Below are 25,362 nucleotides of genomic sequence, written 5' to 3' on the forward strand. Positions count from 1 at the left end.
ACCCGAACCCGCCCCGAGTGGTCGTGCTCACCACGTACGACCTGGACGAATACGTCTACGACGCGCTCCGCGCCGGAGCCAGCGGATTCCTGCTCAAGCACGCCCTGCCGGAGGAACTCCTGCTCGGGGTCCGCGCGGCAGCCGACGGCGGCGCGCTGATCTCCCCCACCGTCACCAAACGCCTGCTGAGCGCCTTCACCCAGCCGCCGCCCCGGCCCAGCCCGCCCCCGACCGCTCTGGGCGAGCTCACCGCACGCGAACGCGAGGTCTTCGACCTGCTCGTGCGCGGCCGCACCAACACCCAGATCGCCCGCACCCTGTCCGTCGCCGAGACCACCGTGAAGACCCACGTCAGCCACGCACTGGCCAAACTCGGCCTGCGCGACCGCGTGCACGCGGTGCTGTTCGCGTACGAGTACGGCCTCGCTGCGCCGATCGACCGAGGCAGGCAACGCCCCTACCAGGGCTAGCGCCGCCGTGACTGGATAGCTGGTCGTCGGCGGTCGGTGGCCTGGACGGTCACGTGGTGGTCGCTGATGGCGACGGCGTCGAGCACCACGGTGCCAGCGCGATGGAACCAGAGGTCTTGGAGGAGCGGGTCAGTCACGACCACCCATGATCGCGGCTTCTTCGCTCACACTCCGTGGCTCTGGCACGGAAAGTGATCCACAACCAGAATTCGCGAAGCGTTGACAACGTTCAGCGGGTTGCTGCTGCATTGTCGTCGGACACAGCGTCAAGACGTTGTCGTGCCACGGCGGCCCCGGGGATGTCCAGTTCCTCGTACAGGGTGATGGCTTCGGTCCAGGCCGCCCGTGCCTCAGCGGTCCGTCCGCGCGCTGACTGTACGTCCCCGGTGGCGACCAGGCTCTGAGCCTCCTGTAGGGCGTGTCCGTACTGACGCGCCAGTGCGAGGCGGCGGGTCTCGTAGCTGAAGGCCTCGTCGTATTCGCCGGTGAGGAGCAAGACCTCGGCGATGTTTCCGAGCAGCAGGGCGAGGGCGTAGCTGTCGGTTTCCGGGGAGTTGAGGATGTCCAGGGCGTGCAGGTAGCTGGCCAGGGCCAGGTCGCTACATCGATCGCCCTGATGCACGGCACCGCCCCACAGCGCCCAGCACGGCCGCGACCTCCGCGCCATCTGACCCCAGCCGCCTTCAACACCCAAGGACCAGCAGATGTCTCAGCAGCCACTCACCGCCGCCCTGGCCGCCTCCACCACCACCGGCTTCCATCCCGGTCTCGCCTTCACAGAACCTCCGGTCGCCACCCCGGACCCCACCCACTCCCCCACCGGCACAGCGACCACCGCACCAACCCGCTAGGAGAACCACGCACGACCACGCTCTCCCTCCCCGCCGTCGACCCCGAGCGCACCGCCCTACTGGCGATGGACTTCCAGAACGGGATCGTGCCCATCGACCCGACTCCGACGCTCTCGTCCAACGGGTCAAGGTTGCGATGGCCGAGGTCCGCGCCGCCGGCGGCACCATCGGCTACGTGCGCGTCGCCTTTACCGAGAACGACTGGAGCGCGATCCCGCACACCAACAAGACGTTCAGCGGCGTCGCCGCGGCGAAGATGATGCACCACGAGGAGAACGCCACTCAGATCGACAGCCGCATCGCACCCCAGGACGGCGACATCGTCGTCCGCAAGGTCCGCTTCGGCGCGGTCTCCACCACTGCCCTGCACGAACAGCTGCGCAATCGCGGCATCGACACCCTGATCCTGTCCGGCGTCAGCACCAGCGGCGGGGTCCTGTCCACCCTCATCGACACCGCCGATCGCGACTACCGCGTCTTCGTCCTGACCGACGCCGTCGCCGACCCCAACCCCGACGTCCACCGCATCCTGATCGACGAGGTGTTCCCCTCCCGAGCCCACCTCATCGACACCACCCAACTGCCGGAGCCGCTCAAGCCGGCCTGATGCCCCTGACTCAGATCGCCCAGGTTCACTTCACCCCGGTCGCGAACGGGCTGCTGGCCGTCACCGGCACCGGCGGGAGATGGACGGCCTGGCTGATCGGCACCAGGACCCGTCCGACCACGGCGATCTGGCACGGGACCTCCTCGGCACCAGACGCGAGCGCGACTCGGCGGAGGCGAAGGCGTGCCGGGGGCGGGACCTGGAGGAGTACCTGTCGCCGGCTCGGACGCCACCGGCGTACCCGGCCTGGACGAGAGGTGCAGCGCCAGCAGCAGTCGGGGGCCAGGGCGCAGGTCGTCGTGGCCCTCCGTGTCGGTGGCCTGCCCTGTCGGGGGCGTCACGGCAAGCCGTGTACGCCGCCCCGCCCCGCCGTTGCCAGCCCCAGCGCCGCAGGCAGCACAGCCGGTCAAGGTCCCCCGGGCCCGAGTGCGGTCGGGCCGTCGACCAGCCCGGCCCAGGGCGGGGCCTCGTCCTGGGGCCCGCCGACGTTGGCGGCCAGGCGGCCGAGCAGCTCGGACAGCGCGCTCACCTCGGTCTCGTTCAGGCCGGCGTTCAGGCCTGCGTCGAACGCCGCTGCGACCTGGCGCAACCGTAGGAATGCCTCCTCGCCTGCCGCGGTCAGTTCGACGATGTGGATCCGACGGTTGTCCGGGTCCCGGCGGCGGGTGATGAGGCCGCGGGTCTCCATGGCGTTGAGGTGATGGGTCAGCGTGGCTCCCCTGATCCCGACCGCGTCGGCCAGGACGCGCTGGTTGCCCGGGCGGTGGATCTTGAGGTTGAGCAGGATCAGCCACACCGGCAATGTGCCGCCGGCCCGTTCGAGGGCTTCGTCGAAGGCACGGCTCACGGTCCGGGCGGTCTGGGCCAGTTGGAGGCCGATCGGCGGGCGGAACGGTTGCATGCGGACACCCTAACATGTTCAATAGAAGTCTAATGGTTAGATCTCTAAGGGTTGGTGCCGACGCCACTGACCCGGATCGAAAGGAGCAGCAATGACCCACGCCGCCGACCCCTCCACCCAGGAGGTCGCCCACCGGCACGCGCACTACCCCGACCTGGCCGGCAGGACCGCGGTGATCACCGGCGGATCCCGCGGGATCGGCGCGGCCACCGCCGCCGCCCTGGCCGCAAACGGCGCCGCTGTGGCCGTCGTTGGACGCGACAAGAACGCCCTGGCCGCCGTCACCGCGGACATCACCCGCGCCGGCGGACGCGCCATCTGGACCGCAGCCGACTGCACCAAGCCCGACGAACTGCAGGACATGGCCGCGTCGGTCACCGGACAACTCGGACCGATCGACATCCTGGCCGCGTTCGCCGGCGGCAACGGCATGCCCGTCCCCACGGACCAGGAGACCCCCGACCACTGGCGCCAGGTCATCGAATCCGACCTGAACTCCACGTTCTACACCGCGCACGCGGTGCTGCCCGGCATGATCGAACGCCATCACGGCACCATCATCACCATGTCCTCGGCAGCAGCGCGCCAAGCCGCCCGCTCCGCCGCCGCTTACGCCGCCGCAAAGGCCGGTGTGATCGCCTTCACCCGGCACCTCGCCGACGAGATGGCACCACACCGGATCCGGGTCAACTGCCTCGCCCCGTCCACCGTCGAGAACGACCGGATCCGCACCTGGGTGCCCAAGGAGCAGCTCAAGGCCCTCGCCGCCAGCTTCCCGCTGCGCCGCATCGGCCAGCCCGACGACATCGCCGCCGCCGCCCTGTTCCTCGCCTCCGACGCCTCATCCTGGATCACCGGCACGACCCTGGACATAGCCGGCGGGAAGATCATGATCTGACCCCCACCGACCTCGCCTCGTGCAGCCCGGCCGCCGCACCGGCCACCGAAGCGATGATCACCGCGCGGCCGGACCCTGGCACTCGCGTCGGCGGGGTCGTCCGCGCTTGCCGCGGATCGGCAGCGGCCCCTGCTCAGTGCAGAGAAGAAGCAGCGCGTCTTCACCCATCTGCGGAACGCCGCAGACATCGCCGATCGAGTCGGCGACGCAGGCGCCCTCCTTCGAAGGCGAGCTCTCTACCTCTGTTCCTACGACCACACCCCGGACACCGCACACTGGCTTGCCGAGATGCGACGCCACCGAACACCCCCTCGACCCGGAGTCTGGACGCCGGACTGGGCCGACCAGCGATCCATTGCTGCCTACGCTGACCTACCCGTCGCGCCGTCCGCTCTCCCCCGGTCCGGGAGAGCCGATATCGGTCAGCCAGGCTACTGGCACTTGCGGAATGGGGACCGATCGTCTCCGGTACCCGCGAGGGCCCGGCAGGGCCGGCGGAACCGCCGGCCTGGTGGATGCCCCCACTCAGATCAGCAAGTCGAAGAGTTCGAAGGCCTCATCCCACTGGTCCGTGGAGGGGCGGCGGGTATCGCGGGCGATGGTTTTGAGGGCGCGGGCGAGGGCGACGCTGAGGCCGCCGGCCAGGACGGGCAGCCGCTGCTGGGTGTCCTCGGCGGCCTCCATGCCGAGGGCGGGGCGGGCTGCGAGCTGGTCGAGCAGCGGGCGTAGTTCGATGCCCTCCTCCAGCTTCTTGAAGGCGTGGATACTCTCCTGCAGGCCTTTGGTGACGGGGAGGTCCTGCGGCTCGATGATGTCGCGGTCGTTGGCCTTGGCGTTGGCCATGCCGATGAGAAAGAGGTCGTAGAGCTTGGCGTCAACGAAGTCGTTGTAGCGCTTGAGGTCGTTCTTGTTGACATCGAGGCCGCCGGCTGCACGGAAGAAGCGCTCGAACTTGGGAATGCCCATGACGGACATGGCATTTTTCCTTCTCGCGTCGATGGATGGGCTGGGGTCATCGGATGACGGGTGGTCTCACCTCCTTGAGGTGCTCGTGCGCCAGGCGGACGGCCATGGCGCCCTCGCCTACTGCGGAGGCCACCCGCTTGACCGAGCCGCTGCGGACGTCGCCGACGGCGAAGACCCCCGGCAGACCGGTCTCCAGGGCGAGTGGGGCGCGGCCCAGGGGCTTCCAGAGGTCCGCTGCCAGATGGTCCACGTCCTGCCCGGTCGGAATGAAGCCGCGTCTGTCCAGGGTGAGGGCGGCGGCGAGCCAGGAGGTGGTAGGGCGCGCGCCGATGAAGACGAACAGGGCGCCGGCCTGCAGCACCTGCTGCTGGCGGGTGCGGTTGTCCTGGACGACGAGGGCTTCGACCCGGTCCTCGCCGGTGACCTCCTGGACCTCGGTATGCAGTCGGACATGGATTCGGGGGTGCCGCTCGATCCGGTCGATCAGATAGCGGGACATGCTGTGGCTCAAGTCTTCGCCGCGAACCAGCAGGTGTACGGCGGGCGACTCGCGCGCCATGAACAGCGCCGCCTGGCCGGCGGAGTTGCCGCCGCCGACGACGGCCACCGTGTCAAGGCGACAGGTCCGTGCCTCCCAGAGGGTGGCGGCGTAGTGGACTCCAAGTCCCTCGAACCGCTCGATGCCGAGGGCGGTCAGTCGCCGGTAGCGAGCACCGGTGGCCACGACAACGCTGCTGGCGGCGACCGCGCCGCCCTCGGTGAGCCGCACCACGTTGGCCCCGTCACGCTGTTCGAGTCCGGCTGCCTCGGCGGGGACGGCGATCCGGGCGCCGAACCGGTTGGCCTGCACGACGGCGCGTTCGGCGAGCTCCATGCCGGAGATCCCGGCGGGGAAACCGAGGTAGTTCTCGATCCGCGGGGACGTACCGGCCTGGCCGCCGGTCGCAACCGCTTCCAAGACGACGGTGGAGAGCCCCTCGGAGGCGCCGTACACCGCGGCCGCCAGGCCACCGGGCCCCGCGCCGACCACGATCAGGTCGCAGACAGCCCTGGCAGGGGTCTCTGCACGCAGCCCGATCACCTGCGCGAGTTCGACATTCGAGGGATTGCGCAGTACCCGGCGGTCGTGCCAGAAGACGATCGGGGTCTCCTGCGGAGCGATACCGAGACGCATCAGCACCGCCTCAGCCTCGGAGTCCTTCTCCAGATCGACCCAGCGGTGAGGCAGGCGGTTGCGAGCGGCGAACTCCAGCAGCCGCCGGGTGTCGGGAGAGAAGGCGGAGCCGATAATACGGAAGCCCGTTCCCGTGCCGGCCAGCATCGTACGGCGCAGCAGGTACGCCCGCAGGATCACGTCGCCAAGCGCGGGTTCGTGGCTGAGCAGGTCGCGCAGAGCCGCCGAACCCACCGTCAGCACTTCGCCGGCTGTCTTCACCACTGCGCTGAGGAAGGCGGTCTGGCCCTCCAGCACGCCGAGTTCGCCGAGGAAGCTGTGCGGACCATGCAGCCGAATGACGTGGTCTTTGTCGTCGTGGCCTTCGACCACGGCCACCGTGCCGCTGAGGACGACGAAGAACTCCGTGCTGGGTTCACCCGCACGGAAGAGGTATTCCCCCTCGCAGACTTGCCGTACCTTTCCGCACGGTCTCAGGACAGCGATCTGGTCGTTCGTCAGCCGCGGGTAGGCGCCGTGGACGTCGGCTGTCGCGCTCGGCATCGACACGGTCGCTCCCTTCGTCGTAAACAAGGGCCGAGGTGGAAAGGAGTGGTAGAAGGGCATACAGAGGCAGCAGGCTGGAAGACGCCGGCGAGTTGGTCGGGATCAGACCATCACCTGGTGCACGAAACACCACCGCCAGGTCTCGCCGGGCTCGAATGACCGCACGATCGGGTGCCCGTCGGCTGTGGCGTGGGCACGGGCGTGCCGCATCGGCGAGGAGTCGCAGCAGCCGACGTGGCCGCAGGTCAGGCACAGGCGCAGGTGCACCCACGGAGCCCCCATGCGCAGACAGTCCTCGCAGCCCTGGGGTGTCCTGGGCGTCACGGGCCGGACCATGGACAGGTGCGGGTCGGGAGGGTCGGTCATCGCGGCCTCCTGGTGGCGGGGTCGGCTGGTCCCTGGGATGCCGAAAGTGACTCGTCCACCCACTGGCGCAGCGCGTTCGCGGGCGCCGCGCCGCTCTGGCGGGCGATGGGCCTGCCGTGGTCGAGGATCAGCAGGGTGGGCACGGCTTGGACCTGGAACCGCCGGGCCAGGGCAGGCGACTTGTCGACATCGACCTTCACGAGCTTGATCCGGCCGGCCAGGTCCGTGGCAACCCGTTCGAGGGCGGGGCTCACCATCCGGCAGGGACCGCACCAGGTGGCCCAGAGGTCGACGAGCACCGGCAGGCTCGCCTGCTCGGCGACCTCCCCGAAGTCGGCGTCTCCCGCTTCGGCGATCCACGGCAGCGGAGCCCGGCAGATCCCGCAGCGCGGGCTGCCCTGCGCCGCGGCGGGTACGCGATTGGTCCGGCCGCAGCTGGCGCAGGCGACCGTCCGCACCGAAGTCTCGGCGCCGTCGGCGGTGTCGCCGCGACCGCCGCGGTCAGTGCGGCCTTCTGGAGAAGTACTCATCCCGGCTCCCGCGGCTCGTCCTGGAGGGTGATGGTCAGTTCGTCGTCCCTGGCATCGACCAGGATGGTCACGCCGTCGTGGACGTCGCCGCTGAGCAGTGCGCGGCCGATCCTGGTCTCGACCTCGTGTGAGATGAAGCGGCGTAGCGGCCGGGCCCCGTAGATCGGGTCGTAGCCCTCGCTGGCGATCAGCCGGCGGCCCGGCTCGGTGAGGACGAGCGTGATGCGCTGCTCGGCGAGGCGGTCGCGCAGCTCGTCGAGGAGCAGGTCGACGATGCGTTCGATCTGGGCGATGCCGAGCGGGTGGAACAGCACGATGTCGTCCACGCGGTTGAGGAATTCGGGGCGGAAATGGCTGTTGAGCTCGGTCATCACCAGTGCCCGCGCCTCGGGTTTGATCTCGCCGGCCTGGGTGGCGTCCTGGAGGAGGTACTGGGATCCGAGGTTGGAGGTCATGATGACCACGGTGTTGCGGAAGTCGACGGTGCGTCCCTGGGCGTCGGTGATCCGGCCGTCGTCGAGTACCTGGAGCAGGGTGTTGAAGACGTCGGCGTGGGCCTTTTCGATCTCGTCGAACAGGACGACGGAGTACGGCTTGCGGCGCACCGCCTCGGTGAGCTGGCCGCCCTCTTCGTAGCCGACGTATCCGGGGGGCGCGCCGACCAGGCGGCTGACGGTGTGCTTCTCCTGGTACTCGCTCATGTCCAGCCGGATCATGCTGCTCTCGCTGTCGAACAGGGCCGCGGCCAGGGTCTTGGCCAGCTCGGTCTTCCCGACGCCGGTGGGGCCCAGGAAGATGAACGAGCCGATCGGCCGGCGTGGGTCGCGTACGCCGGAGCGGGCGCGGATCACCGCGTCGGCGACGAGCTGGACCGCTTCGTCCTGTCCGACCACCCGCTCGCGCAGGATCTCGTCCAGGCGCAGCAGTTTCTGCCGTTCGCCCTCCTGGAGTCGGGTGACGGGGATGCCGGTCCAGGCGGAGACGATCTCGGCGATCTCCTCTGCGGTGACGACCTCGCGCAGCAGTCGGGTTTCGCCCTGTTTGACGGCGAGTTGTTCCTCCTCGGCGGCCAGGCGGCGCTCCAGTTCGCTGATGGTGCCGTAGCGCAGTTGGGCGGCCCGGTTGAGGTCGTAGGCGCGTTCGGCCTCCTCGGCCTCATGCCGGGCGCCTTCCAGTTCCTTGCGTAGTTCCTGTACCTTGCGGATGGCCTGGCGTTCGGCTTCCCACTGGGCGTGTTTGGCGTCCACCTCGCCGCGCAGGTCGGCCAGTTCGCGGCGCAGGTCCTCCAGTCGGGTGCGGCTGGCCGGGTCGCTCTCCTGGGCCAGCGCGGCTTCCTCGATCTCCAGCCGGGTGGCTCGGCGGCTGAGTTCGTCGAGCTCGACAGGCATGGAGTCGATCTCGGTGCGCAGTCGGGCGCAGGCCTCGTCGACCAGGTCGATGGCCTTGTCCGGGAGGAACCGGTCGGTGATGTAGCGGTGGCTGAGGGTGGCGGCGGCCACCAGCGCCCCGTCCTGGATCTTGACGCCGTGGAAGATCTCCAGGCGCTCGCGGATGCCGCGCAGGATGGAGATCGCATCCTGGACGCTCGGCTCGTCCACCAGGACGGTCTGGAAGCGTCGTTCCAGGGCGGCGTCGGACTCGATGTGCTTGCGGTACTCGTCCAGGGTGGTGGCGCCGATCATGTGCAGTTCGCCGCGGGCCAGCATCGGTTTGAGCATGTTGCCCGCGTCCATGGCGCCCTCGGCGGCCCCGGCGCCGACGACGGTGTGCAACTCGTCGACGAACAGCAGGATCCGGCCCTCGGCTCCCTTGACCTCCGCCAGCACGGCCTTGAGCCGTTCTTCGAACTCGCCGCGGTACTTGGCTCCGGCCACCAGCGAGCCCATGTCCAGGGAGAAGACCGTCTTGTCGCGCAGTCCCTCGGGGACGTCGCCGCGCACGATCCGCTGGGCCAGGCCCTCGACGATGGCGGTCTTGCCGACGCCGGGCTCCCCGATCAGGACCGGATTGTTCTTGGTTTTGCGGCTGAGGATCTGGATCACCCGCCGGATCTCAGCGTCCCTCCCGATCACCGGGTCCAGCCGGCCGGTGCGGGCCTCGACGACCAGGTCGCGGCCGTACTTCTCCAGGGCCTCGTACGCTTCCTCCGGGTTGGCGGAGGTGACCCGCTGGTTGCCGCGCACCGCGGTCAGGGCGGTCAGGAAGGAGTCCTTGCTGACGCCCTGCTCGGCCAGTCGGCGACCGGCGGCGCTTGCCGAACCCTCGTCCACCAGGGCCAGCACCAGGTGCTCGGTCGAGACGTACTCGTCCTTGAGTCGCTTGGCCTCCTGTTCCGCGCTGTCCAGCAGCCGGGCCAGCCGCTGGGTCACCATCACCTGGCCCGGGGCGGCGCCCGGACCGGTCGTGCGCGGGCGCTTGCCGAGATCGGCCTTCACGGCGGCGGCCAGGGCGGCCGGGTCGGCGCCGGCCTCGGCCAGCAGCCGGGTCGTCAGGCCGTCCTGCTGGTCGAGCAGGGCCAGCAGCAGGTGTTCGCCGTCGACCTCGTTCTGGCCCAGTCGCACCGCGATGTTCTGTGCTTCCTGGAGCGCTTCCTGGGATTTCTGGGTGAGGCGGTTCATGTCCATCTCGTCGGCTCCTTGGCGGTTCGTTCGCTGCGCCGCAGTGCGGTCTCCAGTCGTTCGATGCGGTCGAGCAGGTCCAGGACGACGCCGATGGCCGCGTAGTTGAGGTTCAGTCCGGCCCGCAGCCGCTGCACCCGGGCGATAGCTGATGGCGCGCCGTCCCGGAACCACAGCCGGCCCCGGGCGTCACGCTCGGCGTCCACCAGCCCGAGGGCGACGAAGCGGCTGACGAGTTCGGGCGGCAGTCCGCTGCGGGAGGTCACGGCGGCCATGGGAAGCCGATAGCGGCTGGGGCTGGCCGGGTAGACCCGCACCAGGGGATAGGCAGCCCTGGCGCCGGCCTGTCCGGCGCCTTCGGCGGGAGAACGACGTTCGGCTCTCATGTCTGCTTCCTCGGGTCGAAGGAGGAGACTGCGGCCAGTTCCTCGAACAGCTCGCGTTCACGTGGGCTGGGCGAGGGCGGCACCATGACCTTGATCTCGGCGAAGAGGTCACCGGGGGAACCCCTGGGATGCGGCATCCCCTCCCCGCGCAGCCGCAGCCGGCGACCGGTGGAGGTCCCGGGGGGCACATGAACCTTGGCTGTCCCGCCCGGACCGGAGACCGGCACCGTCGCACCCAGTGCAGCCTCCCAGGCGGTGACGGGGAGATCGACGTGGATGTCGCGCCCGACGAGCCGGTAGCGGGGGTGCGGGGCGATCCGGACCACCAGGTAAAGGTCCCCGGCCGTGCCCGGACCGCGTCCCCGGCCGCCCTCGCCCGCGAGCCTGATGCGCTGCCCGTCGACGACTCCGGCCGGGATGGTGACGTCGTAGGTCCGCTCCCCGCCGGGCCCGCCGAGGGTGATCTTCCGCCGGCCGCCGCGGTATGCCTCCTCGACGCTGAGGGCCAGTTCGGCCTCTTGGTCCGCGCCGGGGATCGGGCTGCCCCGCCCGGCGCGGCCGGCCCGGCCGCCGAACACGCCTCCGAAGAGGTCCTCGAAGTCCACGCCGGAGGTGTCGAAGTCGTTCTCCGTCCAGGTCCGTGCTCGCGCCCGGTCGGCGCCCCGCCTGCCTCCGAAGGGACTGCCTTGGTACGGGCCGGCTCCGCCGCCGAAGCCCTGGCTGGCCGCGACACGCTCGTCGTAGTCCTCCGGAATCTGCCGGAAGTCCGGGCCGAAGCGGTCGTAGCGGGCCCGGGTGTCGGGGTCGGAGAGCACGCCGTACGCCTCGTTGATCTCCTTGAACCTCTCCTCGGCGGCAGGGTCCTTGTTGACGTCCGGGTGGTTGCGGCGGGCCAGGGTGCGGAAGGCCTGCTGGATCTCGGCCGCGTCGGCGGTACGCGGCACGCCCAGCACCTCGTAGTAGTCGCGAGCCATGGCGACCTCACTCCCTCTTGCGAGTGACCGCTACCGCGGCCGGCCGCAGCTGGCGCCCGGGTTCCCCGTAGCCGGGACGCAGCACCTGTACGACGGTGCCGGGAGCGGAGTCCGGTTCATCCACCACGGAGACCACCTCGTGCTGCTCGGGGTCGAAGGGGACGCCGGTCTCCTCGTAGCGGGGGTAGCCCAGGCTACGCAGCACCTCGACGGCCTGGTCGCGGACCGCCCGCACTCCCCTGACGATCGCGCCCTGGTCGTCGGCGCCCGCGTGGGCCAGGGCCAGTTCGAAGTTGTCGATGACCGGAAGGAACGCCGCGGCCACCTTGGCCCGCTCGGCTTCCCGTTCCCGGGGAAGCTCACGGGCGTACCGCTTGCGGAGGTTGTCGAGGTCGGCGAGGGCTCGCCGCCACCGGTCCTCCAGCTCCGCTGCCTCCGGGCTGCGGGGTGCTGGCGCCTTTTCCCCGGCTTCGGGGGCAGGCGGGGGCGTCTGCGGTTGGGGTGTCCGCTCGGGCGACGTCTGCTCGGGCGGGGAGCGGCGGTCCTCGGTGGGAGACGTCTGTTCCTGATCCGACATGTCGCCGCCTTCAGCTCTTGTCGAAATCGGCGTCAATGACGTCGTCGTCGCCCCTCGGGGATTGGCTCTGGGGGTCCTGGCCGGGCGCCGCACCGGGCTGGGCGCCGCCCTCGGCTCCGCCCGGTCCGGTGGGGTGGGCGGCCAGCGCCGCGTGGATCTGCTGGAGTTCGGAGGTCAGGCTCCGGGCCCGGTCCGCAGGCGCTTCCTCCTTGACGGCGGTACGCGCCTCGTCGATGAGCAGTCGGGCGCGCGCCCGTTCGTGCTCCGGTGCGGCATCGCCGAGGTCATCCAACCGGCGCTCCACCTGGTACGCGGAGGCGTCGAGCTCGTTGCGGGCATCGATGGCCTCGCGCAGGGCCAAGTCGCTGGTGCGGTGACTCTCGGCCTCGCTGATCATCCGCTCGACCTCGGACGGGTCGAGGTTGGAGCCTTCGCTGATGGTGATCGATTGCTCGGCGCCGGTGTCCCGGTCCTTGGCGCTGACCTTGAGAATGCCGTTGGCGTCGATGTCGAAGGTGACCTCGATCTGGGTCTCCCCACGCCGGGCCGGCCGCAGGTTCTCCAACCGGAATCGGCCCAGCACCCGGTTGTCGGCGGCCAGTTCGCGTTCCCCCTGGAGCACCACGATGTCCACCGCCGACTGGTTGTCCTCGGCGGTGGAGAAGGTCTCGGAGCGGCGGGCGGGGATGGTGGTGTTCCGTTCGATGATCTTGGTCATCACGCCGCCGGCCGTCTCCACTCCCAGCGACAGCGGGGTGACGTCCAGCAGCAGGACATCCTTGACCTCGCCCTTGAGCACCCCGGCCTGGACAGCGGCGCCCAGCGCCACGACCTCGTCGGGGTTCACGCTCATATTCGGGTCCTTGCCGCCGGTCAGCCTGCGGACCAGGTTCTGCACAGCCGGCATACGGGTCGAGCCACCGACGAGGATGACCTCGTCGATGTCGTCGTCGGTGACCTTGGCGTCGCTCATCGCCGTCCTGACCGGTTCCAGGCAGCGCTCCACCAGGTCCGAGGTGATCTGCTCGAAGGTGGAGCGGCGGACCGTCTCGGTCAGGTGCTTCGGCCCGGAAGCGTCAGCCGTGATGAACGGCAGGCTCACCTGCGTCTGGCTGACCGAACTCAGCTCGGTCTTGGCCTTCTCCGCCCCCTCAAACAGGCGCTGGAGCGCCTGCGGGTCCTTGCGCAGGTCGATTCCCTCGCTCTGCTGGAAGCCGTCCGCCAGGTGGTCCACCAGGCGGCGGTCGAAGTCGTCGCCGCCCAGGTGGGAGTCGCCTGCAGTGGCGCGGACCTCCACCACCCCGTCACCGACGTCCAGCAGGCTGACGTCGAACGTGCCGCCGCCGAGGTCGAAGACCATGACCGTCTCGTGGCCCTTCTTGTCCAGACCGTAGGCCAGCGCCGCCGCGGTCGGCTCGTTGATGATCCGCAGGACTTCGAGACCGGCTATTCTCCCGGCGTCCTTGGTGGCCTGGCGCTGGGCGTCGTTGAAGTACGCCGGAACGGTGATGACCGCCTCGGTCACCTTCTCCCCCAGGGACTTACCGGCGTCGTCGGCAAGCTTCCGCAGCACCTGCGCACTGATCTCCTCCGGCGCGTACTGCTTGCCGCCCACCTCGAAGCGGGCCACCCCTCCGGGCCCCTCGACCACGTCGAAGGAGACTGCCTTGGCCTCATCGGAAATTTCGTCGTAGCGGCGACCGATGAACCGCTTCGCGGAGGTGATGGTGCCTTTGGGGTTGAGGATCGACTGTCGCCGCGCGAGCTGTCCCACCAGCCGCTCGCCGTCATCGGAGAAGCCGACCACCGACGGGGTCGTCCTGGCCCCCTCGGCATTCGGGACAACAGAGGGCTCCCCGCCCTCCCAGACCGCGATGACCGAGTTGGTGGTACCGAGATCGATGCCTACTGCCTTCGCCATGGGAATCTCCTCCGTCGCGATACGGGAACGATCGGCGGGCTGCCGGGCATACGATGCCGCGCCCACCTCACCCTTTTGCAGGTTCGCGCGGTACGCGGCGCGCTTCCTTGCTCCGGCGTGACCAAACCGCGCCGCTCTTTCCGTCCCCGAGGACGGGGATGCGGCACGCTTCGCAGGTGAGACTCCGTGCCGAGCGGCGTACCGTCGACAGAAGTCGCTGTCGAGCCGCGAATGGACTCGCGATGGACGCTGTTCCGTTTCCGACCGCCGGGCCCCTCCACGCCGATCAGCACCTGGGGGCCGCGCGGCACGCACTGCTGCGGCTGGTGACGGTCATGCTCGACGGCAACGACGAGCGCGAGGTGCTGTGGGGGGCCATGGCGGCGATCGCCGCCATGGGCCCGTTCACCGCCGCGGCGGCGTACGCCGTGCATCACGGTCGGGCGCGGCGCTGCCCACCAGGCCCGGTGGCGGCCTCCGCCGGCGGCCGGCCGGGGACCCCGGCGGCGCGGGAGCCGACGGTGATTCCCACGGGCGAAGCCCCCGCCGCGGCAGCGACCCAAGCTGCGGACGCCGAGCGGCTCGACCAGCGGATCGGCGCTCTGGACGGCCACAGCCAGAACCTTCACGGGCCGGGCGGGCCGTGGGCACGGGCCATTGCGCTGCGGTACCGGGAAATCTGCCTCGGCTATCTCGTCGTCCGGTCCCTGACCACGCCCTCGGCTGACGAGACCGCCCTGGCCGATCTGATCGCGCAACAGACCGGGATAGTCCTGGCGCGTCTCACCGGGCGCCGGGGCGAGCCGGCCGCCGGGTCGCAGGACATCCCAGGGACCGGGAACCTGCCGGAACCCGAGGACGGCTCACCCACCGCCGCCCTCGGCGACACAACCGCCTCCACCCTGGCCTCGCAGCTCGCCACCCACGACGCGCTATCCCGCGCGGCCGTCTCCGGCAGAGGCGAGGCGGGAATCCTGCAGACCCTGCACAAGCGCACAGGATTCGCGGCCCTCACCGAGGACGCCTTCGGCAACCCGCGGGCCTGGGCGGGGCCCCGCCGGGGCAACCCCCACAGCGGAGACGGCAGCGCAGCAACGCCCCCCAGCCCGAAGAACCGACGCCGGGACGCCCTGCTGCACCGTGCGCGGCGCCGGCCCGGATCCGTCCGGGACCGGGACCGGCTGGTCATGCCCATAGAGATGGCGGGAGACCTGCTCGGTGTTGTCGCGCTGGTTGATCCGGACCAGCGGGCAGCGGAAGCGGACACCTCGGCACTCGAACAGGCCGCCCTGGTGCTGGCTCCCCTGCTCTTCCACGAGCGCACACTGGCAGAGCTGGAGCCCCAGCTGCGCCGCGACCTGGTCGACCGGCTGGTCTCAGGTGAGGGCACCGATGACGTCTTCACCCAGGCAGCAGCCCTGGGCCACGACCTGCACCGGCAGCACAAAGTCGCCGTACTGGAGTGGCCAGGGGCGCCCGAGAGGGTCGCGCTAGGCCACGCCGTGACACGGGCAGCCGAGCGGTTGCGTCGGGACGTGCTCGTCGGCTCCCATGGCGCGACCACGGTCGTCCTGGTGGCCGGTGAGGACCGGCCTGATCCGGGAGACGAGCTGTACAGGGCCATCTCGGACGAACTCGGCACCGGCGCCGGCGCGATCGGGGTCGGCGGCCAGTGCGAGGTCCTCACCGATCTGCCGCACTCCTACGACGAGGCCATGCGTGCCCTCGCCGTCCGCCGCCGTTCCCAGGACCCCTATGGCAGCACCGGCTTCGACGAGCTGGGCCTATGCCGCATGATGGGCACCGGCGAAGGCGAGCGGGAAGCCGACCGCTTCGTCCGCCTATGGCTGGGACAGCTGCTGGACTACGACACTCACCACCACACCGAACTGGTGATGACACTCTCGCGCTACCTGGAGAGCGGCTGCAGCTACGACGCGACCGCCGAGATGCTCCTCATCCACCGCAGCACGGTCCGCTACCGCCTCCAGCGAATCGGCGAGATCACCGGCCACGACCTCGGCGTCGTCGAAACGCGCCTCAATCTGCACATCGCCACCCACATCCGCAACGTGCTCGACCCACCACGTTGAGTCACGGACCCTAATGGTCAGAGATCCTGCGAGCAGCCGCACCGTCACCGTCAAACCGCCCCCAGGCAGCACCGCACAATAACTGACGCGGCTGCCGGCCTCGCGCCGTGGACGCGGCTGCCACGCGAACTCCCCCGCGAGCCCGCAAGCGAACGTTGACGAGGTAGTCCTCAGCCGATTCTCGACCGTCATCCGCGACACGTCCTCAGGCCCGACGTAATCGCGGGCATAGCCATTTTCACTGAGGGGCGATCCGGCCAGGGGCCTGGGCGGCTCGGCGGACACGCTGCCGACCCAAGCGGCATCGGCGGCTGTCCACCTGCCGGGCGCAGCCCAGCAGCGCGAGGCCAACCGAGGGTGACGGTGTGAAGTCCCACGACATATTGGGCAGTTGAGTTCCAGGTGATCCTTGACGGTGGCACCACATCCTGGACGGTCTCGGGTCGTTGTACTGGGCGTGGATGGCATACAAGATGACCGACCGGTGGATGATCGGCGCTGGATGGCCGAGCACCGGTACCGGGCGGTGCTTCAGGTCCTCGACGGCGATACCGAGCTCTCCACCCACGCACCAGCGACAAGCCCGTCATCCGCTTCAAAGCCCATGCCCGCCCGACGGACTGATCAGCCGGCCTGTCCAACATGTCCCGGTGAAATCAAGCATGTCCTGGAAGTGGAGTGTCCAGGATCTCGCGAGACCTCACACTATGGGCAGAACTTCAAGGCCATGACAACGTTGTCGTCAGGCAGGCACTCGGAAGTCTTCCCGGCCCGTCGCGAGGGGTCGGAGGACTGGCGGTTTTTCCGACGCGCCGCAGGACACCCCCACTATGTTGTGGAGGACGGTTCGGATCCTCAGTGTTGCTTCGAGCCCCGATCCCGAGCTGCCGCAATCGGCCCCGGGGGGCGGACACCAGCTGGTGAAGCTCCCGCAACTTCCCCGCGAGCGGACCGCACGCTGAACTGAGCGATCTTCCAACCAGCTGGAGCTCCACGGGTGAACTTGCCCAGTCAGGCCGATGTCCTTGGTGACCGACTCATCTCGCCGCGCGGCGACCGTTCGACAAGTAGCCTCGGACGATGACGCAGAACTCGGGGTTGGCGAGGGCCTTCGACGATCTGGCCGACAGTTACGATCACGGCCACCACGAGGCGGTCGCGCGGGCGCTGATCGCGCTGGTGGAGCCCGGTGCTGACGACGTGGTCGCCGATGTGGCGTGCGGGGCCGGAGCCGTTGCACTGCAGCTCGCGCAGCACCGCCAAGCCGCCGCTCGGCCCGTCCTGGCCGTCGACCTGTCCCCCGGGATGGTCGCCGCGGGCAAGATTCGGGCAGCAAGCCTGGGCGTCGAGGGAGCAGTCGACTGGCGCGTCACTGACGCCGTGCCGCTACCGGTCGGCGACCACTGCGTCGATGTGGTGTTCTGTGCGTCATCGCTGCACTTCCTCGGGCGTCCGGCGCTGGCCGACTGGCACCGCGCCCTACGGCCCGGGGGCCGCGTGGGCTTCACGCTCCCCCTGGCCACGCACTTCCGTGCATCGAAGGACTTCGCACAGCATCTCGCTCACGACGTTCCACTGCCGGAGTCGGCCGAGGAAGCCCGCATCTGGGCGGCCTCATACGGATGGACGAACGTCGCATCACGCGTCCACGCCTTCGGCACGCGTCGTGTGGTCCTGGTCTGCGCGTCAAGCCCCGACACTCGAAGTTGAGGCGAATCCCCGCACCCGGTTCACCAACGGCAACGTAGTTGCACGCCCGGCCCTACGGTCCTGCGCCCGGGTGGGCCGGGGAAGCCAGGTCTCAGCGGGCCGTTGCCGGATCGGGCGACGGCTGCGACTCCCGCCTGATCAGCCCGCGCTGCAGGCCCCGTGTCGGGCGACATGTCCACTGATCGCGGAAGAAGCAGGATCTTCTCGTCCTGGGTGTGGTCGTCGTCCCGGCTGCGGGTGAACGCCGGCCTGTTGGAGGGCCACGCCCGGCAGGTGTTCCTCAGTGAGGTGCCGGGCCAGGAGTACCCGAGCGTCGGCGAGCGCGGTCCGATCCCGGACGTCCTCGATGACCCTCTGGTGCCGATCGCATCCAGTGCAGCTCTCGACCGGCTGGGGCGATGGCGGCGGGCCCGTGGACAGGTGCGCCGCAGCACGCGGTGCGCTCTGCCGAGAATGATTCTCCACTCGGACACTTCGCAGGAGCCGCAAAGATTACGATCGGCTGGAGGGCTGAAGCCGTGCTCGAGGTGGTGGCGGCGGCCCGGGCACAGCGGCGCGGTGCAGACGCTACGGTTGCCCGGTCCGTCAGGGCGCCGCGTTCATCAGATCGACGGCGCTCTGCTGCCGGGCGGCGTCCGCGCTGTCGAGCGGTCCCGCCCAGTGCAATCCGTAGGCATCGAGCGCATTGCGGTCGTCGGCGTAGGCAGTGGCGGCCTGCCGCTGGAGGTAGGCGGTGTAGGGGTGGTCGGACAACTGGGCGTTGAAGACGCTGAGCCCGCGGACGGCGGCGCCCTTGAAGGAGGGGCCGTCCGCGCCGCAGTCGCCCGTCTCGCACGGGTCGCGCAGGATCCCGTCGGCGTTCAGCGAGGCGGTCGTGGTCATGGAGTTCGCGAGCTGTCGGCCGCGGGTGACCAGCGTCGAGTCCCCGGTGGCCCGATAGAGCTCGGCCATCCCGCCGAGCAACACGCCCTGGTTGTAGGACCAGACGGCCTGGCCGTTGTTGGCACACGTCGAGGTGGTCAGCCCGTCGTTCACCAGGGCAGAGCTGTTGATCAGTCCGCTGCCGGCGAACCAGGACCACTCCGCGTTCGCCCGGCCCAGGTAGGTCGCGTCACCCGCGATGCGGTTGTGCAGCGCTGCGTTCAGCTCCAGGTAGAGGGAGTTGGCGATGGCGTTCTTGTACGTCTTGGCAGTGCTCCACCACACCCCGCCGCCGCACACCGAGTCCCAGTACCGGGCCATGTAGTCGGCGTCGGCGCGGGCGGTGGCCAGATATCTGCCGTCGCCGGTCAGGTCGTACGCGTCGACCCAGGCCAGCCCCCACCAGCCGGTGTCGTCGATGTACCCGTCGGTGAAGTTTCCGCCTTGGGCCGACAGGTTCAGGTTGTAGGTGTCGGCGACCGCGTACTCGTAGCTGGCCATACCGGTGACGCGGATGTTGTCGATGACGGCGGTCAGCGCGTTGGCCGAGTTCCACCAGCCCGTGGTGTCGAACAGGCCGGTGCCCAGGTTGTACGACTGCATCAGCGCGGTCACCGCCGCGGTTGGGCGGCTGTAGGCGTTCCAGGTCGTGCGGGCCCACGGCGTACAGGCGATCTCGCTGCGGTCACCCGCTTTTCCGCAGGCGCGCAGCGCGCCGACGCCGAGGTTGTTCCAGTCGTCGACGTTGTACATCAGGGTGCGCCAACCCGCGTCCGCCGAGGGGACGGTGGTGTCTCCCAGCTTGCTGCCCGAGCTCCAGGTCCGGCCGCCGTCGAAGGACCGGTCCAGCCATACCTCGTCCCCGGGGCCGGCGGTGTCGATGGAGGCCCACCCCATCGCGTCGGTGTCGTCGAAGTGCAGCACGATGTTCCTGCTGTAGATCGTGGCGGACACCGGCTGCCGGTCCTGCGGGGACAGGGCGGGGTCCCTGGCGTCGCAGTACTTGTTGCAGATCGACGTCCGGGCCACGGCCGCCACGGCCGCACCGCCACCGGCGCAGATCGGCAGGATGACGGCCGCCATCACGCAGGCCCAGATCATGGCTGTTCTGCATACCGTTGACAGCATGTCAGCTCCGCGGAGGTGGGGCGGGCCCGGACACGCGCCCTGACCGGTGCCCGCGTGCGCGGTTCTGGGGCTTCGGGTGTTCTCCGGGAACACACTCCACCATAATGATGTACACGGGTCAACAGAATGGACGCCAGGCCCAGTGCGCCGCCCGTAGCCAGGATGACGCCACCGGTGTCGAAGCGGCTGGCCGGGCCCGTGCTCGTCCAGGCGCAGCCGGACCAGCGCCATGGCGAGCAGGCCGATCGCGAGGTCGATCCAGAAGATCCACTGCCAGGCCAGTCCCTGCGCGACCGCTCCGCCGACGAAGGGGCCGCTGAAGGTGGCCAGCCCGGTCAACCCGCTGAAGAAGCCGAGCGCACGCCCCCGCTGCCGGGGTGGGAAGCCGGCACCGAGGTGCGTCATGGCCAGCGGCAGTACCAGTGCCGCCCCCGCGCCCTGGACCGCGCGGGCGGCAATGAGCGCTCCGATGCAGGCGCAGACCCAGGACGAGTATGCGGCAGGGCGATCATGAACGAGGCGGTGGAGGCGAGGGCCAGGACCCAGCGCTGTTCCGGCGTGCTGGCGACGGAGGACATGACTGGCTGTTCCTCGGAGAACTGGGGACGGGTGAGGAATCACCTCCTGCCGATCCGGGCCGCCGCCGCGATTCACCGATGAGTTCTCCTCACCACCGGGATCAGTACTCCTCGAACGACACTGGACACACTGATGCGGGCAAGTAGGGACGGCGATGGCGATGGCGGACACCGTGGAGCGCGGCGACGACTTCGTCCGGCTCACCGATCCGTTCCGGCGGGAGCTGCTGGCCCACTGCTACCGGATGCTGGGCTCGGTGCACGACGCCGAGGACCTGCTGCAGGAGACCATGCTGCGGGCCTGGAACTCCTTCGACCGGTTCGAGGGGCGGTCCTCGCTGCGGACCTGGCTGTACCGGATCGCGACCAACGCCTGCTTCCGAGCGCTGGAGGGCCGCAGCCGCCGTCCGCTGCCGTCGGGCCTGGGCACGGCCAACGGCGCGCTGGAGGGCCAACTGCGGCGGCCGCAGCCCGAGGTGCCCTGGCTGCAGCCGATACCGGACGCGCTGCTCGGGTTCAGCACCGGAGTCGGCGCCGGGGTCGGCAACGGACCCGACCCCGCCGCCGTGGTTGCCGCACGTGCCGGGGTGCGGTTGGCACTGATCGCGGCGCTGCAGTACCTGCCACCGCGGCAGCGGGCGGTGCTGATCCTGCGGGAGGTGCTGGCCTGGCGGGCGGCCGAGGTGGCCGACCTGCTCGGGATCTCCGTCTTCGCGGTGAACAGCCTGCTGCAGCGGGCCCGGACCCAGATCGACCAGGCCGCCCTCGCCGAGGACAAGGTGCGGGAGCCGAGCGACCCGCGCCGCAGGGCGCTGCTGGACAGCTACGCCGCCGCGTTCCAGGCCGGGGACATGGGCGCGATCAGCCGGCTGCTGGCGCAGGACGTCGTGCTGGAGATGCCGCCGCACCCGGACTGGTTCAGCGGAAGGGACGCGGCCGTGGGGTTCCTGGCCACCCGGACCCTGGTCACCTCCGGGCGGATCCGCGCCGTGGAGACCGCCGCAAACGGGCAGCCGGCGCTGGCGACCTACCGCATCGACGCCGACGGCGTGCTGCACGCGCACTCGATCCAAGTGCTGACACTGGATCAGGACGGCGGCGCCATCATCCGGATAAACGCCTTCCAGGACCTGTCACTGTTCCCGGTGTTCGGACTGCAGACCAGCACGACAGCGCGATAGCAGGGACCGGCGTGTCGGCAGGATCCACCCCGCCCAGCAGCGGACCTCAGCAACACTCCTGTCGGAAGGACCCGAGGCCTTCAGGCTCCCGATTGAGTTGTCGGCAGGAGGAAGCTGCGGCGTTCACTGTCGGTGAGTTGCCGGAAGGACCGAGCGCGCCTGAGCAAGGGGCTCCATATCCGTGGTGGATTCCCAGATTCTCACGCTCCGGTCTCGGGAGGCGGTGGCCAGACATGAGCCATGCGGATGCCATGCCAGACCACTGACCTGGTTGTCATGGACCCCCACGACGATAAACTCTCGGCCGCTCTCCGGCGCCGGACGGGAGGCGGTGGCCGGCGAGGGGGACCGTACGCGGCAGACCGCGCTCACGTCGGACAGTGTCACCGAACGCGAGCAGGAGGTGCTCATCGTGGTCGGGCCTGGGCTGTCCAACGGCGAGATCGCGGCGGAGCTCGTCCGCCGATGCCATCTGCCCCGGCGGCCGCCCTCACCTCCTCGGCCGTCACACCCACAAGGGAGTACGAACGGCCAAGTGCCGCATCGGATCAGGCCATCAGCTGGTCGACGATGACGGCGACCGCACGCGGCGCGATCCGTTCCAGGACGGGCATGGCCGCGCCCCAGCCGTCGACGAGCACGACCTGCGCGGCAAGCCTGCGGGCCCGGGCCGGCTCCGAGAGCTCCGCGAGCGCGACAAGTGCGCGGGCCCGGGTGGCACGGTGGGTGATCGAGTGGGTGAGCGCCTCGGCCCGGACCGTCTCGCCGCGCCCGGCCAATGCCCGGACGACCGCGACCAGCGCCTCGCCCCGGGCCCACTCGTCGGTGATCAGGTGGACGACAGCCTCGGCCCGGTCCGGATCACCGCGCCCCGCCAGCGCCCGGACCACGGCGATCAGTGCCCTCGATCGGGTCTCGTCGTCGGCGATCGCGCGGGCGATCGCCTCGGCCCGGTCCGTGCGGCCGGAGTGGGCCAGTTCCTCGACGATCAGCGCCTGCCGGGCTGCACATTCATCGGGGCCGCTGACTTCGAGGACAGCCATGGCCCGCTCGACCTCACCGAACCGGGCCAGCAGCCGGGTCACGGACATCCTCAGAAGGTTGAGGTCGGGGCCGATGTCGGAGCCGAGGTTGGTGTCCAGCAGTCGCTCCGCGCGGTCGGCCAGGGCGAGGGCCACGTCGGGGTCGTCCGCCTCAGCGACCGCGTCCAGCACTCGGGCCAGGTCCTGTGCCTTGAGGAAGCATCCCGATGGGGGTATCCAAGCCAGCACCGCCTCCACCACACCCGCCTCGCCCGCCTCGTGGCGGCCTCCGCGGTCCGGCGCTGGGCGCAGCAGGGTGTCGATCCGGTCCAGGTCTCCGTCCAGGGCCTCCCAGGCCAGTACCGCCGCCAACGACGGGCGCCGGGAACCGGGCTTCCGGTTCCGGGATCGCGCGAAGTCCTCCACCCGGTCGGCGAGCGCTGCGGCACGGACCTGGTCACCGGCGGCTGCGGTCACCTCCACCAGGACTGCGAGCACTTCTCCCGTCCCGTCGAAGACGTAGGAACGGACCTCGTCGTCGGCGCGTGCGGCGAACCTCAGTGCGTCCTCGACGTCGCCACGGTCCACCAGCGCCTTCGCCAACCCGGCCCAGGCCGTCCCCCAGTGGTGCGGATAGCGGATCCGCTCCGCCAGCGCGACCGCTCTGTCGCGTTCACCGGCGCGCGCCCATGCCGCTACGAGGTCGACCATGGCCCGGTCCTGCGGTCCCCGCAGCGGAATCGAATCGGCCAGCGCCTGGGCGCTGTGCAGGTCGCCGGCGTCGGCTGCGGCGTTCACCAGCGCAATGAGTTCGTCGCCCTGCTTGAGTCCATCGCTGGTCGCACAGGCCAGTTCCACCGCGCGGGGAAGACAGCCGGTCCGGGCCAGTGCCTTGCGCCACCGCTTCGTGGAGTCGACGCTACCGACCACAGCCCCCGTCGACAGTCGGAGAACCGTCAACAGGCAAGGCTCAAAACCCCCTTGAACGATGGACGGTCCCGGCCCGCGCGCCGGCGTCGGATCGGAACTCAGCTCCAAGCTCCGTCTCCAGAAGAACTCTTCCCCCCACTGAAGCAACCCGTGCGGCATGCCTGCAGCGCTCCCTCGGTGCCGACCAATGCTGTACCACCGACGATACGGCTCAGTGCTGACACCCGATCACCCGACGCGATGGCCCGCGCGGTCAACCACCGCACCCGCCTGGTCGTCTTCTGCAACCCCAACAACCCGACTGCCACCGCCCTGGACGCGTCCGGGCTGCACTCCTTCGCCGACCGGGTACCGACCGGGTACCGACCGGGTACCGACCGGGTACCGACCGATGTGCTGATCGTCATCGACGAGGCGTACCGCGAGTACGCCGCCGCGACCGCGGTTCCCGACGCGCTGCCCCTGCTGGGCGACCGACCCATTGTCGTGGTGCTCCGAACCCTCCCAAGCCCTATGCGCTCGCGGGCCTGCGGGGCGGCTACGGCGTGGGCCGGGCGGAGCTGATCGCCGAGGTCCGCAAGACGCAACTACCCTTCAGCGTGGGCGCGCTGGCCCAGCAGGCCGCTGTGGCGGCGCTCGGGGGGGTCGGAGGTGACCCGCCGCGTCGTGCTCACCCTGCTGGAGCGCGAGCGGGTGATGTCGGGCCTGCACGAGCTCGGCTACGACGTCCCCTCCTCGCACACCAACTTCCCGTGGCTGCCGCTGCGGGAGGCGAGCTGCGACTTCGCCGAGTTCTGTCTGGGCTGTGGCGTCGCCGTCCGCGTCCTCCCGGGGAGGGCGAGCGGGTCGGCGTCGGCCTGGCCGCCGAGAACTTCCCACTTTCTTGCCCTGGCCGCTGACTGGGCGGCGGCGAGGCCGGCCGCCCGGCGGTGACAGCGCTTTATGCTGGAAGCACGTCAACGGGGGTGGGCTCATGAGTGCTGACGCGGAGGCGGGGACAAGGACGGGGAAAGGGACCAAGCCGGAACAGCGGGTCAGGCTCTTGCGCTGGGCGGCCAGGGCGGGCTGGGCCCTGCTGGCGCTGCCGACGGCGGCGCTGGTGACCGCTGCCGAGTACGGCATCGCCTACGCCGCCTTCCTGACACCGGAGCAGTTCGGCAGTGTGCTGGTCGGCATCACCGGTGTGGGCATTCTTGTCAGCCTGTTGTTCCTGGCGATGTCCGAGCTCGCCGACCGTGAGCCTTTCGCGCCGTTCGAGTGGGTGGTGGCGTTGTGCATGGCCCTCGTCACCGGGGTCCTCGCGGCCGGGGTGAGCCAACAGACGATGCACGACCGGGGACGGGTGGAGCACGCGGTCGTGGTCGCGGTGCTACCCGACCAGGGCGAGAACACCAGCGGGTTCTACGCACGGCTGGCGGACCTGTCCGGACGGCCGATCCCCGGCACGGTACCCGCCGACGACGGCCTGGCGGTCGGTGACCATCTCACGGTGACCGTCGACCCCAAGGGCCAGGTACCGCCGTACCGGGGCGGGCGCCCTACGGGTGCCGGGTTCTTCTGGGAGGTGGCCGCCGGTCTGGCAGTTCTGCAGGCACTGCTGCTGGCGGTCGAGGGCCTGTTCGTCGCCGAGGAATGGCTCCGGGCGCCGAGACGCTGACACCCCCCTCGACCAGGCCCTGGACGCCCTGTCCGCCGCCGGCAACCAGAGCTTGCCCGTGCTGGACGACCACCACGCCTACCTGCTGGGCTGGATAAGCCACCAGAGCATCCTGGCCGCAATCCACCCGCACTCCCTCCCAGTCGACCCCAGGTTGTCCTCGGCGACTTCTCCATTGCACAGTGCTTGAAGCAGAGGCAGTCCTGAGGAGCATCGCCGCACAGCCCAGCGGATTCAGCGGCTCCCCAAGCTGCAGGGGCCGGCCGGGTGGCGCCGGGCGCCAAGCAGACTGGGGCAAGGAGACGTGCGTACCCCCTTCCTGACAACCGGGCGCGCAGTATCCGTCGAAGCTCCGGC

General features: G+C 70.0%; 25 protein-coding genes and 1 pseudogene. 10 read left to right on the forward strand and 16 right to left on the reverse strand.

Features of this window, described 5'->3' with window-relative positions; all coding sequences use genetic code 11:
- Window positions 1-470: LuxR C-terminal-related transcriptional regulator (locus TR46_RS43340; RefSeq protein ID WP_169790683.1), on the forward strand; the 470-nt coding region annotated here is incomplete at its 5' end.
- Here the strand turns inward: TR46_RS43340 and TR46_RS42835 are convergent.
- Both TR46_RS42835 and TR46_RS34055 read right to left on the reverse strand, forming a co-directional pair.
- The gene (locus TR46_RS42835; protein ID WP_161790253.1) at window positions 467-607 is read right to left on the reverse strand and encodes a hypothetical protein; all 141 of its coding nucleotides are present in this window, start codon (window positions 605-607) and stop codon (window positions 467-469) included. The two genes, TR46_RS43340 and TR46_RS42835, sit on opposite strands and share 4 nt — an antisense overlap.
- 92 nt (window positions 608-699) lie before the next feature.
- On the reverse strand, window positions 700-1,092 hold the full coding sequence (locus TR46_RS34055; protein WP_042409980.1) for a tetratricopeptide repeat protein: 393 nt from the start codon (window positions 1,090-1,092) through the stop codon (window positions 700-702).
- 82 nt (window positions 1,093-1,174) lie between these two features.
- Here TR46_RS34055 and TR46_RS42840 point away from each other — a divergent pair, with 82 nt between their 5' ends.
- Complete coding sequence (locus TR46_RS42840; RefSeq protein ID WP_161790254.1) at window positions 1,175-1,321, forward strand: hypothetical protein; 147 nt, start codon at window positions 1,175-1,177, stop codon at window positions 1,319-1,321.
- Window positions 1,322-1,457: 136 nt separating this feature from the next.
- A complete protein-coding gene (locus TR46_RS34060) occupies window positions 1,458-1,928 on the forward strand; it encodes a cysteine hydrolase family protein (protein WP_236655646.1) in 471 nt (156 codons plus the stop codon).
- 406 nt (window positions 1,929-2,334) lie between these two features.
- On the opposite strand, the gene TR46_RS34065 is transcribed toward TR46_RS34060, so the two are convergent.
- Window positions 2,335-2,829, reverse strand: coding sequence for a MarR family winged helix-turn-helix transcriptional regulator (locus tag TR46_RS34065; RefSeq protein WP_042409981.1), 495 nt, complete (start codon window positions 2,827-2,829; stop codon window positions 2,335-2,337).
- Window positions 2,830-2,920: 91 nt separating this feature from the next.
- Between TR46_RS34065 and TR46_RS34070 the strand changes: the two genes are divergently transcribed.
- Window positions 2,921-3,727: an SDR family NAD(P)-dependent oxidoreductase gene (locus TR46_RS34070; RefSeq protein ID WP_042409985.1), complete on the forward strand. Its 807-nt coding sequence runs from the start codon at window positions 2,921-2,923 to the stop codon at window positions 3,725-3,727.
- 525 nt (window positions 3,728-4,252) lie between these two features.
- Here the strand turns inward: TR46_RS34070 and TR46_RS34075 are convergent.
- The 9 genes from TR46_RS34075 to dnaK all read right to left on the reverse strand — a co-directional run bounded on the left by TR46_RS34075 (window position 4,253) and on the right by dnaK (window position 13,785).
- A complete protein-coding gene (locus TR46_RS34075) occupies window positions 4,253-4,702 on the reverse strand; it encodes a DUF1931 family protein (RefSeq protein WP_042409987.1) in 450 nt (149 codons plus the stop codon).
- 37 nt (window positions 4,703-4,739) lie between these two features.
- A complete protein-coding gene (locus tag TR46_RS34080; RefSeq protein ID WP_042409990.1) occupies window positions 4,740-6,410 on the reverse strand; it encodes an FAD-dependent oxidoreductase in 1,671 nt (556 codons plus the stop codon).
- 105 nt (window positions 6,411-6,515) lie between these two features.
- Complete coding sequence (locus TR46_RS34085; RefSeq protein WP_042409992.1) at window positions 6,516-6,779, reverse strand: UBP-type zinc finger domain-containing protein; 264 nt, start codon at window positions 6,777-6,779, stop codon at window positions 6,516-6,518.
- Window positions 6,776-7,309, reverse strand: coding sequence for a thioredoxin (gene trxA, locus TR46_RS34090; RefSeq protein ID WP_084719178.1), 534 nt, complete (start codon window positions 7,307-7,309; stop codon window positions 6,776-6,778). Before trxA ends, TR46_RS34085 begins: the two co-directional genes overlap by 4 nt.
- Window positions 7,306-9,933, reverse strand: a complete 2,628-nt coding sequence (clpB, locus tag TR46_RS34095; protein WP_042409996.1) for an ATP-dependent chaperone ClpB — start codon at window positions 9,931-9,933, stop codon at window positions 7,306-7,308. The genes trxA and clpB overlap by 4 nt, the downstream gene beginning before the upstream one ends.
- Complete coding sequence (locus TR46_RS34100; RefSeq protein WP_084719179.1) at window positions 9,924-10,313, reverse strand: chaperone modulator CbpM; 390 nt, start codon at window positions 10,311-10,313, stop codon at window positions 9,924-9,926. The genes clpB and TR46_RS34100 overlap by 10 nt, the downstream gene beginning before the upstream one ends.
- Window positions 10,310-11,287, reverse strand: coding sequence for a DnaJ C-terminal domain-containing protein (locus tag TR46_RS34105; RefSeq protein WP_042410000.1), 978 nt, complete (start codon window positions 11,285-11,287; stop codon window positions 10,310-10,312). Before TR46_RS34105 ends, TR46_RS34100 begins: the two co-directional genes overlap by 4 nt.
- Window positions 11,288-11,294: 7 nt before the next feature.
- Entirely contained in the window at window positions 11,295-11,864 is a 570-nt protein-coding gene (locus tag TR46_RS34110) for a nucleotide exchange factor GrpE (protein WP_084719180.1), read from the reverse strand.
- 10 nt (window positions 11,865-11,874) lie between these two features.
- On the reverse strand, window positions 11,875-13,785 hold the full coding sequence (dnaK, locus tag TR46_RS34115) for a molecular chaperone DnaK (RefSeq protein WP_042410002.1): 1,911 nt from the start codon (window positions 13,783-13,785) through the stop codon (window positions 11,875-11,877).
- A gap of 242 nt (window positions 13,786-14,027) precedes the next feature.
- Here dnaK and TR46_RS34120 point away from each other — a divergent pair, with 242 nt between their 5' ends.
- Both TR46_RS34120 and TR46_RS34125 read left to right on the forward strand, forming a co-directional pair.
- Window positions 14,028-15,878 carry a PucR family transcriptional regulator gene (locus TR46_RS34120; RefSeq protein WP_052433349.1) on the forward strand — a complete coding sequence of 617 codons (1,851 nt, stop codon included), beginning with the start codon at window positions 14,028-14,030 and terminating at the stop codon, window positions 15,876-15,878.
- Window positions 15,879-16,958: 1,080 nt separating this feature from the next.
- Window positions 16,959-17,588 (forward strand): class I SAM-dependent methyltransferase, encoded by a 630-nt coding sequence (locus TR46_RS34125; protein ID WP_042410004.1) that lies wholly within the window; start codon window positions 16,959-16,961, stop codon window positions 17,586-17,588.
- 585 nt (window positions 17,589-18,173) lie between these two features.
- Here the strand turns inward: TR46_RS34125 and TR46_RS45640 are convergent.
- Window positions 18,174-19,610, reverse strand: coding sequence for a glycoside hydrolase family 76 protein (locus tag TR46_RS45640; RefSeq protein WP_439654414.1), 1,437 nt, complete (start codon window positions 19,608-19,610; stop codon window positions 18,174-18,176).
- 27 nt (window positions 19,611-19,637) lie between these two features.
- Window positions 19,638-20,420: pseudogene (locus TR46_RS45645) on the reverse strand (MFS transporter); the annotation flags it as partial.
- On the opposite strand from TR46_RS45645, the gene TR46_RS34140 reads away from it, so the two are divergent.
- Window positions 20,377-21,396 (forward strand): sigma-70 family RNA polymerase sigma factor, encoded by a 1,020-nt coding sequence (locus TR46_RS34140; RefSeq protein ID WP_042410029.1) that lies wholly within the window; start codon window positions 20,377-20,379, stop codon window positions 21,394-21,396. The pseudogene TR46_RS45645 and the gene TR46_RS34140 overlap by 44 nt on opposite strands.
- Before the next feature lie 123 nt (window positions 21,397-21,519).
- On the opposite strand, the gene TR46_RS40360 is transcribed toward TR46_RS34140, so the two are convergent.
- A complete protein-coding gene (locus tag TR46_RS40360; RefSeq protein WP_236655647.1) occupies window positions 21,520-21,807 on the reverse strand; it encodes a WD40 repeat domain-containing protein in 288 nt (95 codons plus the stop codon).
- Window positions 21,808-21,944: 137 nt separating this feature from the next.
- The gene (locus TR46_RS34145; protein WP_152626845.1) at window positions 21,945-23,378 is read right to left on the reverse strand and encodes a hypothetical protein; all 1,434 of its coding nucleotides are present in this window, start codon (window positions 23,376-23,378) and stop codon (window positions 21,945-21,947) included.
- Window positions 23,379-23,588: 210 nt separating this feature from the next.
- On the opposite strand from TR46_RS34145, the gene TR46_RS38585 reads away from it, so the two are divergent.
- The 3 genes from TR46_RS38585 to TR46_RS34155 all read left to right on the forward strand — a co-directional run bounded on the left by TR46_RS38585 (window position 23,589) and on the right by TR46_RS34155 (window position 25,005).
- Window positions 23,589-23,912: an aminotransferase class I/II-fold pyridoxal phosphate-dependent enzyme gene (locus TR46_RS38585; protein ID WP_052433350.1), complete on the forward strand. Its 324-nt coding sequence runs from the start codon at window positions 23,589-23,591 to the stop codon at window positions 23,910-23,912.
- Window positions 23,913-23,999: 87 nt separating this feature from the next.
- Window positions 24,000-24,281 (forward strand): hypothetical protein, encoded by a 282-nt coding sequence (locus TR46_RS38590; RefSeq protein WP_052433351.1) that lies wholly within the window; start codon window positions 24,000-24,002, stop codon window positions 24,279-24,281.
- 40 nt (window positions 24,282-24,321) lie between these two features.
- On the forward strand, window positions 24,322-25,005 hold the full coding sequence (locus tag TR46_RS34155) for a hypothetical protein (RefSeq protein ID WP_152626846.1): 684 nt from the start codon (window positions 24,322-24,324) through the stop codon (window positions 25,003-25,005).
- Window positions 25,006-25,362 lie beyond the last annotated feature (357 nt).

Source organism: Streptacidiphilus carbonis (assembly GCF_000787775.1).
In the GTDB taxonomy this organism is placed as follows: Bacteria; Actinomycetota; Actinomycetes; order Streptomycetales; family Streptomycetaceae; genus Streptacidiphilus; species Streptacidiphilus carbonis.